Source organism: Clostridium sp. AM42-4 (genome assembly GCF_003480105.1).
Lineage (GTDB): Bacteria > Bacillota > Clostridia > Lachnospirales > Lachnospiraceae > Brotaphodocola.
Genome location: NZ_QUIK01000001.1, coordinates 33,429 through 46,247, shown reverse-complemented (window position 1 = coordinate 46,247; position 12,819 = coordinate 33,429). Strand labels below are relative to the sequence as shown.

General features: G+C 47.6%; 12 protein-coding genes. 10 read left to right on the top strand and 2 right to left on the bottom strand.

Annotation, left to right across the window (positions count from 1 at the left end; translation table 11 throughout):
- Positions 1 to 279: 279 nt before the first annotated feature.
- Complete coding sequence (locus tag DW922_RS00255; protein WP_147353347.1) at positions 280 to 1,266, top strand: hypothetical protein; 987 nt, start codon at positions 280 to 282, stop codon at positions 1,264 to 1,266.
- Between the two features lie 78 nt (positions 1,267 to 1,344).
- On the opposite strand, the gene DW922_RS00250 is transcribed toward DW922_RS00255, so the two are convergent.
- Positions 1,345 to 2,622 carry a M23 family metallopeptidase gene (locus tag DW922_RS00250; protein WP_347560236.1) on the bottom strand — a complete coding sequence of 426 codons (1,278 nt, stop codon included), beginning with the start codon at positions 2,620 to 2,622 and terminating at the stop codon, positions 1,345 to 1,347.
- A 123-nt stretch (positions 2,623 to 2,745) separates the two neighbouring features.
- Positions 2,746 to 3,552, bottom strand: a complete 807-nt coding sequence (locus DW922_RS00245; RefSeq protein ID WP_118718250.1) for an MBL fold metallo-hydrolase — start codon at positions 3,550 to 3,552, stop codon at positions 2,746 to 2,748.
- A 155-nt stretch (positions 3,553 to 3,707) separates the two neighbouring features.
- Between DW922_RS00245 and DW922_RS00240 the strand changes: the two genes are divergently transcribed.
- From DW922_RS00240 to DW922_RS00200, 9 genes are all read left to right on the top strand, one after another.
- Positions 3,708 to 4,208 carry a DUF1700 domain-containing protein gene (locus tag DW922_RS00240; protein WP_182436762.1) on the top strand — a complete coding sequence of 167 codons (501 nt, stop codon included), beginning with the start codon at positions 3,708 to 3,710 and terminating at the stop codon, positions 4,206 to 4,208.
- Between the two features lie 350 nt (positions 4,209 to 4,558).
- Positions 4,559 to 5,173, top strand: coding sequence for a C40 family peptidase (locus DW922_RS00235; protein ID WP_118725428.1), 615 nt, complete (start codon positions 4,559 to 4,561; stop codon positions 5,171 to 5,173).
- Positions 5,174 to 5,594: 421 nt separating this feature from the next.
- Positions 5,595 to 5,888: a hypothetical protein gene (locus DW922_RS00230; RefSeq protein WP_118725427.1), complete on the top strand. Its 294-nt coding sequence runs from the start codon at positions 5,595 to 5,597 to the stop codon at positions 5,886 to 5,888.
- Between the two features lie 322 nt (positions 5,889 to 6,210).
- A complete protein-coding gene (locus tag DW922_RS00225) occupies positions 6,211 to 8,013 on the top strand; it encodes an alpha/beta hydrolase (protein WP_118725426.1) in 1,803 nt (600 codons plus the stop codon).
- Between the two features lie 180 nt (positions 8,014 to 8,193).
- Positions 8,194 to 8,784 carry a TetR/AcrR family transcriptional regulator gene (locus DW922_RS00220; protein ID WP_195714964.1) on the top strand — a complete coding sequence of 197 codons (591 nt, stop codon included), beginning with the start codon at positions 8,194 to 8,196 and terminating at the stop codon, positions 8,782 to 8,784.
- 218 nt (positions 8,785 to 9,002) lie between these two features.
- A complete protein-coding gene (locus DW922_RS00215) occupies positions 9,003 to 9,311 on the top strand; it encodes a rhodanese-like domain-containing protein (protein WP_118718244.1) in 309 nt (102 codons plus the stop codon).
- A 139-nt stretch (positions 9,312 to 9,450) separates the two neighbouring features.
- Positions 9,451 to 9,996, top strand: coding sequence for a phosphodiesterase (gene yfcE / locus DW922_RS00210; RefSeq protein ID WP_118718243.1), 546 nt, complete (start codon positions 9,451 to 9,453; stop codon positions 9,994 to 9,996).
- 16 nt (positions 9,997 to 10,012) lie between these two features.
- Entirely contained in the window at positions 10,013 to 11,185 is a 1,173-nt protein-coding gene (locus tag DW922_RS00205; RefSeq protein ID WP_118725424.1) for a class I SAM-dependent RNA methyltransferase, read from the top strand.
- A 17-nt stretch (positions 11,186 to 11,202) separates the two neighbouring features.
- Positions 11,203 to 12,792 (top strand): lectin like domain-containing protein, encoded by a 1,590-nt coding sequence (locus DW922_RS00200; protein ID WP_243031946.1) that lies wholly within the window; start codon positions 11,203 to 11,205, stop codon positions 12,790 to 12,792.
- Positions 12,793 to 12,819 lie beyond the last annotated feature (27 nt).

Here is a 12,819-nt window from a genome sequence, read left to right as displayed (position 1 = left end):
AATTGAAACGGGTAACACAAGAGAAACGAAATGAAAGACCGGTATTGAGAAAATGCCGGTCTTTTTTCTTACGTTTTTATGAGAAAACTTACGAATTTGCCAGATAGCTTGACATTGGAAATAGGATGTAATAGAGTGAAACTGTAATAATCCATTTGTAGCTGGAAGAAAAACAGCTAATCCAACTTGATAGAAAATGCTAAAAAACAGCAAGGAACCAATGATAACGGTGAGGGTATCAAAACAGTTGCAAATAAAGATAGAAAGCGAGTGGGGAATATGATGAGTAAAAAGAGATGGATCGGAATGCTTACGATGGCAGCATTGTTCGCCGGACTGATGGCGATGCCGGTTATGGCGGCCAGCAGAAAGAAAATCAAATCGGTAAATATAAAAGTAGAGGCATCGATCACGCCGGAAACCCGGATTGGTTCGGAAGATATCGATGTCGATGTTAAGGACAGCAGTAAGTATTCCTATGATACTTATGAAGTAAATAACAGTGGTTTTGAGTGGGTAGCAACGGATGTTCCGGAAATTACGATTTATCTGCGTGCGGAAGACGGATATTATTTTTCGGTTACAAAACTGAGCGATATTAAACTGGATGGCGCAACTCTGGTAAAAGCATCGAAAGCAGATTCATCGGAAACATTAAAGGTGGTTGTAAAGCTTCCTTCCCTGTCTGAGTATGTAGCAGATTTTTCAGAGGAAGAGACGGTAAATCTGACCAACAATGGTTTTGCAACCTGGAACCCGATTTCTGGTGCAGGAAGCTATGAGGTAATGGTTTACCGCGATGGCAATGCAGTCGGTGTGACTGCCCGTACAACCACAGAAACAAACTATAACCTGAAAAATGAGGTGACCAGGGCAGCCAGCTATCAGGTAAAGGTTCGTCCGGTAAATGGAGAAAATGCTTCCAACAAAGGCAAGTGGGTAGAATCCAACGTGGTTTCCTACAATGCGGACCAGGTTAAGGCAATCCGCGCAGGTGAGGCTGGCGGTCTCCCAGTTTCCGGTGAGTGGAAGAGCGATAACAATGGCTGGTGGTATCAGCACAGCGATGGCACCTACAGCAAGAATGCATGGGAAGAGATTGATGGCAAGTGGTATGTATTCGATGAGAATGGATACATGAGAACCGGCTGGATCGACTGGAATGGTGAACAGTATTATTGTGATAATTCCGGTGCCATGCTGAAAAACACCACGACTCCGGATGGCTATATTCTGGATTACGATGGAAGAATCAAGAGAAACTAATAAAACAGTATGCCGTAATCATTTCACACATAGGATTGAAGCTATGTCAGAGGTGGCATATGCGTGACGATTAAGGTATCAGACCCCGCCGGAAACGGCGGGGTCTTTCATGTCCAGCACCCGAGAATATTCCCTGGTTTCCGGATTCTTTACGGTTTCAGACCGGTTCAGCTGCAGAAACTTTACAATCTCATAGCAGTTGATCCAGATTTCATGATTTCCATCCTTCTGGGATTCATCAAAGATCAGCTGCATGCCAAAGTGCAGATGCGGTTCTTCAATGTTGTTGGTGTTTTCCGTGCGGCTGTAGCCGGTGCGGCCCAGATAGCCGATCACATCTCCGGCCTGGACGATGCTTCCCGCTTTTAAGGATTTGTGATAGGGATAGTTCTTTCGCAGGTGCGCATAGTAATAATAGCGTTTTTTATCAAAGCTGCGGATACCGAGCCGCCAGCCGCCATACTGGTTCCAGCCGATGGCTTCCACGTAGCCAGATTCCACGGCAATGATGGGAGTCCCAACCTGCCCCATCATATCATGACCCAAATGCTGGCGTTTGAAACCATAACTGCGTGCAGCACCAAAATCATCGAAATCCTGATAAGGAAAGTTTTTGGCAATGGGAGAAAAGGCTTTGAGGCCGTATTTGCGGACCCAGCGGTAAGCTGGGGTGCGGCTGCCCAAAGCAGAGTTATGGGCAGCATCCGGATCAGCACCGGGAGCCGTACCAGGGCCAGCATCAGAAGCAGAACCAGAAGCAGAACCAGAAGCAGAATCATCATTGATGTTCTGGGCGACAGGTTCCTGTATCTCATAAACACCCACCATCCCGCCCAAAACTGCAGTATAAGCCTCTAAATAATATGCATAGTATTTCATCCCATCGGTCAGAGATGCCATGGTTGCTCCGCTTTTGAGCTTTTCGGCAAGTGTGTCCATGTCGGATGCCTTGTAGCGCGAAAAATCCCCGCCATAGCGTGCGGCAAGATAGGCAAGAAGCTCAATCCAGTTTAAGTGATGATCGGTCGTGTAGCTGTCGACATCCAGACGGAGTGCCTGGCGGAGCGCCTCATTGGTTACAGTAAAGTCGACCCAGTGGATAAACTCTTTTTTTTCGTTATGGGAGGTTGCGCTATCAGAATGTGTACTTACATGGGCAGCAGCAGGGCTGCCTGATTGAAATAGCTGTGCCAGAGGAAGCGGAAACGCGTAAGAGAAAAAAAGCAGGGCCAATGTCAGGATTTCTGCATAAATCAGAAATTGTGTAAAGCGAAAGCATTGTGTGTATAACAGAAAAAGGACACTGCACTGGGAATGGCGCATGTCCTTTTTGTCTGTCTGTTTTGGATCGTTCATGGCTGAAAACCTCCCATAAAAAGAAATACGGCAGACTGGTAAAGTTCTTTGCCATTTCATTTTATGAGAGGGAGACGGTCGATATGTATTGAGAAAGCTTGTAACTATCCGGCTTCTTTAGCATTAAGAAAGCGTCAGGATATCGCGGTCCTCCGGAATATAGAGATTGCCGTGGTAATAAGCCTTTCCCTCGGCCATATAAAGCTCTTTCCGTTTTCCGACGGATTTATCTTCGGTATGCCAGAGCACCAGATTCGGGATATGAAGGCTTTCTGCAAGCTCAGCGGCATCCTTGACGGTGCTGTGGTGCTTCTCGTAAGGTTTGAAACGATCGCGCTCATCGTAGAGACAGAACGCTTCGTGAAGCAGCCAGTCGCTGCCTTTGACGTATGGTTCGCAGGCGGCATTATATGGCTCGTCTCCGGCACAGGTCAGTTTCTTGCCGTTTTTTAAGACGGTAGTAAAGCCAAACTGGCGTGCTTTGGTGGAGTGGATATCGAAAAAGGTGACATCGTAATCCAGAATGTGCAGGGTTTCGCTATCGTGAACCGGAATCAAGTGGATGCGGTCACCAATCAGACGGTAGAATTTGTCCTGCAAGGTTAGCTTGCAAAAGGTATCGATGGTGGATACCAGACCGTCGTGACAGTAGATGTTAAAATCACCCTCATATTTGCCGTTTTTCATGCGGGTTGCAATGAAACGTACTAGCCAGATGACGCCAAGAATATGATCAGTATGCTCATGGGTAACAAAGAGATGGTGAATCTGCGGATAATCGATCTTCATATCTTCCAAAATACGGAGAATGCCGTTTCCGCCACCGGCATCGACCATGAAATACTGGTCTTCATCGCGCAGGGCAAAGCAGGTATTGTAATAATGAGTGGCATTTGCATTGCCGGTTCCAAACACATAAAGCTCTTCCATAATTTTTTCACTCCTTGTAAATAAAAACTAACAAAGTAACAACTTTTCAATTTGTTGTATTTATGGTACTATACTTCTAGGAAAAAAGCAATGTGGCTGCTGCAGAAGCAATACGTGCCTGAGCAGCAATACGAGGGCTTGATAGGAGGAGCATCGTGAGCAAAGAAGAATTTCTCCGGGGACTGGAGAATGCGCTTTCCGGCAATGTACCACCGCAGGTAGTGCGCGACCAGCTCCGTTATTATGATGATTATATCCGTTCTGAGCGCCAAAATGGCCGCACAGAATCGGACATTATGGAAGAGCTTGGTGACCCGCGGCTGATTGCCCGCACGATCATGGACACCACGCCTGGGGCGGCAGAGGGAGAATACGAGGAGTATCATCCGTTTGGCGGATTTACGGGAAATAGTGAAAGAAGCAGACAGGACGAACAACAGCAGACCGCATACGGAACCTATGGCAGCAACGGGAATATTCATTACTATAACCTGAATAAATGGTATTGGAAGCTTCTGGCAGTTGTAATCGTGATTGCGTTTTTTACGCTAGTGCTTACGATCATAGGAGGACTTCTGACTTTGGTAATACCGCTGCTTCCGGTAATCGGAATTGTAATTTTGATCATGTGGCTTGTGCAGGGGCCGCGCCGATAAAACACTGCTGTTCATGCAAGTGTGCCCGGCAGCTTTAGCGCTGCTGTTCATTTTAGTATCTTCTGCAGCACGAAAGTTGCAAATTAAGAACCAGACAGTTCACGTTTTTTGTACGGAACGGTCTGGTTTTTTTGATTTCATAGGAAATTGCGTTCCAAGAAACAAAAATGCTCTGCGAGAATGCATGTTTTTTACATTTATCACAGAAATATGAAGGAAATTATTAAGAAATAGTAAATTCTGCCCAGATTGCTTGACGGAAAAGCGTCACACGTGTATAATCAGTTTGTAACATAGTTAACAATTACGTAATATTTAGAAATAAATCATTCACGATTGGAGAGCGGTTCATGAAGAAAACAGTATTATACATAGCAGCAGTGCTGGCAGTATCAGGCGGTTTAATGTGGCAGAAACCTATGGTTGCACACGCAGAGCCGGAAGTGATCCAGGAGGCTCCGGTTTCTACTGTACTTGAAGTGGCAGCAGAAGAGGTGGCTGACGAGGACAATGGACCGGCTCCGGAAATCCAGGCAGCAAAGAAGCTGGAAGAAGAGCTGGCAGCAGCAGAGGCAGCTGCAGCCGAGGCAGCAGCCCAGACAGCCAGTGCCCGCCAGAATCTTGTGAATTACGCACTTCAGTTTGTGGGCGGTCCGTACCGCGCAGGCGGCAACGATCCGCGTACCGGTGTTGACTGTTCTGGGTTTGTCCGTTATGTCATGCAGCATGGTGCAGGCATCAGCATGAACCGTTCCTCTGGTTCCCAGGCAACCCAGGGACATGCAGTAAACTCCAGCCAGATGCAGCCGGGTGACCTGTTATTCTATTCCGGTGGTTCAGGCATCAACCATGTAGCTATGTATATCGGCGATGGAAAAATCGTTCATGCCTCCACCTATGCAACCGGCATCAAAATTTCCAAGTGGAATTACCGTAATCCAGTCAAGATTGTAAGCATGTTCTAGCAGATATTGAAGAAACCAGCCGCCACATTCTCGTGGTTTCAGTCGTGGGTTCTTCACGCATGGAATCTGGAACTTGGGAACTTAAAAACGTGTATTCAAAAAACAATCGGACGTTGCTTTTTCCATTGTTTTCCATTATAATGAGGTTGAAGAATGCTGATCCCCTTAATCAGCTTCTTCAACCTTATTAATTATTTATACTCCCTAAGAAAAGCCAGATAGCTCCCCTGTCTGGCTTTTCGCTTTGTGTGCATTCCTGTCTGGTCAGCACGTTGATGTGAAAAGAAAATTCGGAAAAACAGCTGTTGCAGGTATTTAAAAACTGGAAAAAACCGACAGCTGCGCATCGGTATATTCTCCTTTCAAATTCGCATACTAATCCCGTAACAAATTTGTTAAAGCCAAACAGGAGGTATGCACAATGAGAGATCATTACAGTGATATGGACAACAGCAGAGACTGCCACACTTCCAATTCTATGGATTCTGAGCGGAACAGCGGCCAGAATACCAGCCGCAATTCCAGTCAGAATAAGACCCAGAACGGCAGCCGTAATTCCAGTCAGAATAAGACCCAGAACGGCAGCCGTAATTACAGCCAGAATAAGACTCAGAACAGCAGCCGTAATTCCGGTCAGGATAATATGCAGAACAGTACCAAGAACCGGGCACAGAACAGCAGCAGAAACAATATGGACAACTCTGCAAGAAATTAAGGATATCAAGTTACAACCGGACAACGACTTAGCAAAAGAGGCCGCCTTCTTTATTAGGAAGACGGTCTTTTTATTTTGTAGGAAATTGCATTCTTTCTTTATTCCAACATTATTGCATGGGAAATGTGCATAGATTTCCGATAAAAAATTGTCAAGAATGCTGAAAGTAGGAAATTAGGAGAAAAAATGTGCATCTTGAATTGACGTTAAAAATATAACATGTTATATTTTATAAAAACATAACGCGTTATATTTTTAAGGGCAGAAACCGGGCCAAGGATTTCTGTTCAACGATTTTACCAAAGCAGACAAGGAGAAGAAAATGGAAAGAAAAAAGAATAAGGCAGTCTCGTTTTTTGCTGCCTGTATGGCAATTCTGGTCGTGTGCTCAGTTCTGGTCTGGGGCTTTCAGACCAGCTGGGGCAATGTAGCGGTCAAACGGCTGAACCTCACCAGTCAGGATGGAACTACGGTAAGTTCCCTTATCTACATACCGAAAAACGCAACCAATGAGACACCGGCTCCGGTAGCAGTCATTTACCATGGACGTTCCAACCATGCCCATTCCAACGATACCTGGAGCATGGAGCTGGCACGCCGCGGTTATGTAGTTTTATCACCGGATTTGCAGGGTGGCGGTGAATCCGACCCGTCTGTAGACCGCAGCATCCAGGCAAAAAGTGTTGCAGAGTACGCAAACAGCCTGCCTTATGTAGAGAAGGATGCGATCAATCTGATCGGTTATTCTGCGGGAACCCAGACAGTTCTTCAGACTTATAAAGCAATGCCGGATCAGATCAAGAGCATCTGTGAGGTATTTGGTCCGTTTATGATCCAGATGGCAGGCGGTATCGATGATGTGGACACGAATTTCTGTCTGATCAAGTCCGACGCAGACCAGTACGACTATTTCTTTATTGGGGATCCGCAGGCTTGTACAGAGTATGTGACAAAAGCAGCTGGTCTTCCGGAGGTTGTTTCCGGAAAAGACTATGACCGGAATGGCAAGCTGTTCCGCTATTCTGAGATCAGCGGAACCCTGCATCAGACTGGAAATATCAGTGGTGAGACGATCCAGGCAATTTTATCCTTCGAATCTACGGTCAATGAAGAACCGGTCAGCCGTCCGGCAGATGATACGGCATGGCTTCCGCAGCAGATCTTTTCTGGAATTGCCTGCGTGACCATGATGTTTTTACTGGCGGCTCTGGTGAACCTGCTGATGCAGAATCCCTTCTTTGCATCAGCAGCGAATCCGGTGCCGGTAAAAGCGCCGAGAAGTGGGGCCAAGGCATGGATTCTGGATGTTCTCTTTGCAGTGATCATCCCGATGATCATTTTTGTTCCGGTGTCTGCTTATGTGATGGTATGGACCGGAGCCGGAACTGTCTGGTCTAAGGTTCTGACATCTGCAAACTTAAATGGTATCATGGGCTGGCTTCTGGTATTGGCAGCGATCGGTATCGTGCGGATGCTTCTGACTGCTTCCAAGCGGAAAAAAGAAGGAAATCCGATGCATCTGTCCGAGTTTGCTCTGGGTGGTGCAGCAGAAAGCAGGATTGACTGGACCAAACCGGCAAAGGGATTCCTTATGGGCTTGATTTGCGTAACCTTTGTGTTTGTATGGCTGGGACTGTTAGAGGGCTTCCTTGGCATCAACTATCAGGTGTGGAACCTTTCTACTTATTTAAAAATGTGTCCGATGCGGATCTTCCGCGCAATTCCGTATGTTCTGATCATTTTCTTTGTGATGTTCACCGGAAATATGAGTCAGAGAGTGCTGCCTTCCACCGGAAATGAAAAGAAGGATATGTGGATCGCCGTTGCAGTGAATACGGTGATGACGGCGCTTGCATTGTTCTTACTCCTTCTGATCCAGTACGGCGGAAGTATGATGCTTGGAACCGGCCAGACCCTGATTCCGCAGATCGATGTATATGGAACCGGAAAAAATACCAGCTGCGGAGCACTGGATTTTGCCTTTGGTTACTGCTATATGATGGGCGGCACAACCGGAGTTGTAACCTATCTGTACCGTAAATTCGGCAATATCTGGGTAGGTGTGATCCCGGCTGCAATGTTTGCTGGTATGGTGACCTTATCCGGTTTTACTCTGATTGGCTAATGCCACTGCTTTGTTTGCCTCACTGATTCCGTACAGATTGTTCTTTAGGCAGGATATGCATGGCAAAATAGAAATTTCGTTTCTTTTCAAATATAGAAAAATGGATTATAATGTTTTTTACGTAAGCATTCAGTCGTGATATGGTTACGATCTTATCTAGTTTGAGCAGGAGACATGCAGATGAGCAAGGACAGACAGCAGGAAAAAGCCAGGCGATCCAGGGAAAAGCTGTTAGAGGCAGCGGGAAAACTATTTTCTGAAAAAAAGATATCCGATGTCGGTGTCCGGGAGATTGCGTCCGCGGCTGGCTGTACAACTGGAACCTTTTATCATTATTTTACTGGAAAAGATGACATGATCGACCAGCTGTATCAGGATCACGATATAGAAATGGGAAGGCTTCTGCATCAGTGGACACAGGAACAGGGACCGTACTGTGATAAGATCCGGACGTTTTTTGCACAGACGTTATCTGCCGCAGTGTTGGCGGACGGATGGGAATTTACCTGCTACCGCATCTTCCAGATGCGAAAGCACAGCGATGATAGAGACCGGCTTTATATGGGGATGCAGGAACTGATCCAGAAGGCCATCGATGCAGGTGAGCTGCAGACATATGCTTCTGCCAAAGAGATCAATGGATATCTGTTTGTTGTTTTCCGGGGAGTTTTGTATGAATGGTGCCTGTGTCCGCCGGAACAAGTATTTTTGCTGGACGAGCGCCTGAAACAGATGACCGGGTATGCGTTGCAGTCATTTCAGAAAAAATAGGAAGGAAGTCTCGAAAGGGGCTTCCTTTTGCTTGTTCTGTCAGAAATTGAGTCTTGTGAAGCAAAAAAGTTCCGCTGGGATGCGTCAGAATCCCGTTGCTGGACACGCCTGCGTAAACAATAGTACCAAAATGTCGGCGGTACAGCTGCGGATTGTCCAAACTCCGTTCCCTTGCATAAGATACAGTAAGAATCAGGGACAGGCGGGGGATAGGCGGTATGTGGGATCTGATCAGCGGGGCACAGCTGGATGAATATCTGGACCGGGAAATACCACTGTTTTTGGTGGATATGAGGAATCCGGATGCATATTGCAAAGCGCATATCCGGGGAGCGGTAAACATTCCGGCAAATGAACTGAAACAGCGTGTCCGGGAACTTCCGACGGACCGCCTAATCGTTTTATACTGCTATCACGGACCGAACAGCATGCGGGCAGCAAGGTGGCTGGCTTCGCTCGGATACGAGGCGGTTGATGTATACGGCGGGATCCAGGCCTACCGCGGAAAATACCTGGAGTGGGAGTGAGGAAATTTTCCATTGCCGGGCACGCATGCGTGAACAGTAACATGCAAGAAATACGAAACATAGGGTAATTCGTTGACAAGTTTATGGGTGGGTAATAAAATAACAGTATTAATGTCAAGGAAAGATGAGGAAAAAATCAATGAAATACATGTTTGCATCTGATATTCACGGTTCTGCGCATTACTGCAGAAAGCTTCTGGAGGTTTACCGCGAGTCTGGCGCAGAGCGCCTGATCCTGCTTGGAGACCTTTTATATCATGGACCACGCAATGATCTCCCAGAGGAGTATGCGCCAAAGCAGGTCATTGCTATGTTAAATGAGTACAAGAACGAGATCATTGCCGTGCGCGGAAACTGCGAGGCTGAGGTGGACCAGATGGTTTTAGAGTTCCCGGTTATGGCAGATTATGCTATTCTGGTGCTGAATGGCCTGACCTTCTTTGCTACCCACGGACACCTGTTCAACCAGGACCAGATGCCGCCGCTTAAAGCCGGTGATATTCTGGTACATGGACATACTCATCTTCTGAAAGCAGAAAAGGTGAACGGACATTACATCTTAAATCCGGGTTCCACCTCCATTCCGAAGGGTGGAAATCCGGCAACTTATGCAATTCTGGAAGACCAGGATTTTAAGATCTTCGACTTTGACGGAAATGTAGTCAAAGAGGCAAAACTGGGTTAATTAGGAAAGGAACGGTATGGCGACAAAAGTATATGAACTGATTGCACCTTGCCATTTTGGGCTGGAAGCAGTATTGAAAAAAGAAATCCTGGATCTTGGCTACGAGATTTCCCAGGTGGAAGATGGAAAAGTAACCTTTTGGGGAGATGCGGAGGCTATTTGCCGGGCAAACATTTTTCTGCGCACGACAGAGCGCATCCTGTTAAAGGTGGGAAGCTTCAAGGCAACAACCTTTGAGGAGCTGTTCCAGGAGACCAAGGCGCTACCGTGGGAGGAGTACATCCCGCAGGATGGCCGTTTCTGGGTCAAGAAGGCCAATTCCATCAAGAGTAAGCTCTTTAGCCCGTCGGATATCCAGTCTATTATGAAAAAGGCCATGGTAGACCGCATGAAGCAGGCGTACGAGGTTTCTGTGATTCCGGAGACCGGGGCAGATTATCCGGTGAGGGTATCTCTGTATAAAGATATTGTGACAGTGGCGCTGGACACCACCGGAGAGTCCCTGCATAAGCGCGGCTACCGCAAGATGACCAGTAAAGCTCCGATCGAGGAGACACTGGCGGCAGCTCTCATTATGCTGACTCCGTGGAACAAAGACCGTATTCTGGTCGATCCGTTCTGCGGAAGCGGAACCTTCCCGATTGAGGCAGCCATGATGGCAGCGAACATGGCACCGGGTATGAACCGCTCTTTTCTGTCTGAAAACTGGAAGCAGATCATCCCGCGCAAGTGCTGGTATGAGGCGATGGATGAGGCCCATGAGATGGTGGACGATACCGTGACTGTGGACATCCAGGGCTACGATCTGGATCCGGAGGTCATCAAGGCAGCCAGAGCTAATGCAGAGCTTGCCGGTGTGGCGCACATGATCCATTTCCAGCAGCGTCCGGTTGCAGAGCTGAGCCATCCGAAAAAATATGGTTTCCTGATCACAAACCCGCCGTATGGCGAGCGAATTGAAGATAAGAAAAATCTTCCGGCTCTCTATACCCAGATCGGTGACCGCTTTAAGGCATTGGACAGCTGGTCTGCATTTATCATCACTTCTTATGAAGATGTAGAAAAATATATGGGCCGCAAGGCAGATAAAAACCGTAAGATCTACAATGGTATGATGAAGACTTATTTTTATCAGTTCCTTGGACCGAAACCGCCGAGAAGAAAGCCGGATGGAGAATTTCGCAAGTAGTGTGGAGAAAGACCAAGTTGAAACAATGTTTTAGAAAAACCTGCGGGATGCTTGCCGCATTCTTATTCATTGCTTCCATAAGCGGATGCCAGGCATTGCCAAAGCCTGAACCGGGAAGTGTTTTTGAGTCGAGGCAGGCGCAGTGGAAGAATCGGGGAAAGCCGGATAAGCAGGAAGGCGGATCAAAGACAAGTAAACAGGAAAGCGAATCAAAGGCAAGCAAACAGGGAATCGAACCAAAGGCAGAGAAAAAAGCGGAAGATAAAACGGAGAAAGAATTATCGGATCAGAGTGCATTGGAAAACGGGCATAAGGTGGAAAAAGGCGATCTCCCTTCCCGTTACGATGCGCGTACTGACGGCCGCACGGCCCCGGTAAAAAATCAGGGTGACCTGGGCACCTGCTGGGCATTTGCATCGCTTTTGGCACTTGAAAGCAGCCTGTTGCCGGGCGAATCATACGATTTTTCTGAGGACCATATGTCCCACGATCCGTATTTCCTTCTGGACCAGAAGAGCGGCGGAGATTATATTATGTCCATGGCATACCTGCTTTCCTGGCGCGGACCTGTTCTGGAGGAGGAGGATCCTTACGGGGACGGCATTTCGCCGGAGGGCTTAAAGGCAGTCTGTCATGTGCAGGAAATCCAGATTCTGCCGGAATATGACCGTGATGCCATCAAAGAGGCGGTGTACCGGACCGGAGGCGTGCAGAGTGCCCTTTACACAACGCTTCAGGGCCAGACACAGGACAGCCGTTATTATAAGAAAGAAAACGGGGCTTATTATTATTCCGGGACGCAGCAGCCCAACCATGACGTGGTGATCGTGGGCTGGGACGATGATTATCCGGCTGAAAATTTTACAACCCTGCCGCCGGAAAACGGTGCATTTCTCTGCGAAAACAGCTGGGGAACGGAGTTTGGAAAAGACGGGTTTTTCTATGTTTCCTATTATGATACTAATCTGGGAGCAACCAATCTGGTTTATTCCGGCGTAGAACCGGCAGATAATTATGATGAGATTTATCAGAGTGATCTCTGCGGCTGGCTGGGACAGATCGGCTACGGAGGTGAGACGATCTGGGCGGCAAATGTGTACCAGGCGACTGCGAGCGAACAGGAAAGTCAGGAGTCCGGGAACGCTCAGAAAGACTCAAAATCCGGGAACGGACAGAAAAAACAGACGGCTGGAAAAACACAGAAGGTTCAGGCGGCCGGATTTTATGCAGTTGGCCAGAATACCGAGTATGAGATCAGCATTCTAAAGAATGTGCCGGAGCATCCGTCTGATGCAGACTGGAGAGCTTTGAAACGGCAGAAGCTTGGAACGACAAACGGAAGTGTTTCTTATGCGGGATATTACACGATCCCGCTTGCAGAGCCGGTGGAGCTTGAGCCGGGAGAACGTTTTGCCGTGCTGGTTGAGCTCAAAACACCGGGCGCAGTCCACCCTATGGCGATCGAGTATGATTCGCAGGATGGACGGTGCCGGGTTGATCTTACCGATGGTGAGGGCTATATCAGCGCGGACGGGGATCTGTGGGAATCTGCGGAGGAGCAGCAGGACTGCAATCTTTGTCTGAAAGCATACACGGCATGGGAGTAATCGGAAAGCATGCGCAGTGTTGGAGAA

Excerpts from the sequence above, each read along its gene's own strand:
- yfcE (WP_118718243.1), top strand. The coding sequence starts at position 9,451 with ATGAAATACATGTTTGCATCTGATATTCACGGTTCTGCGCATTACTGC.
- DW922_RS00215 (WP_118718244.1), top strand. The coding sequence starts at position 9,003 with ATGTGGGATCTGATCAGCGGGGCACAGCTGGATGAATATCTGGACCGG.
- DW922_RS00255 (WP_147353347.1), top strand. The coding sequence starts at position 280 with ATGATGAGTAAAAAGAGATGGATCGGAATGCTTACGATGGCAGCATTG.
- DW922_RS00220 (WP_195714964.1), top strand. The coding sequence starts at position 8,194 with ATGAGCAAGGACAGACAGCAGGAAAAAGCCAGGCGATCCAGGGAAAAG.
- DW922_RS00235 (WP_118725428.1), top strand. The coding sequence starts at position 4,559 with ATGAAGAAAACAGTATTATACATAGCAGCAGTGCTGGCAGTATCAGGC.
- DW922_RS00250 (WP_347560236.1), bottom strand. The coding sequence starts at position 2,622 with ATGAACGATCCAAAACAGACAGACAAAAAGGACATGCGCCATTCCCAG.
- DW922_RS00225 (WP_118725426.1), top strand. The coding sequence starts at position 6,211 with ATGGAAAGAAAAAAGAATAAGGCAGTCTCGTTTTTTGCTGCCTGTATG.
- DW922_RS00230 (WP_118725427.1), top strand. The coding sequence starts at position 5,595 with ATGAGAGATCATTACAGTGATATGGACAACAGCAGAGACTGCCACACT.
- DW922_RS00205 (WP_118725424.1), top strand. The coding sequence starts at position 10,013 with ATGGCGACAAAAGTATATGAACTGATTGCACCTTGCCATTTTGGGCTG.
- DW922_RS00245 (WP_118718250.1), bottom strand. The coding sequence starts at position 3,552 with ATGGAAGAGCTTTATGTGTTTGGAACCGGCAATGCAAATGCCACTCAT.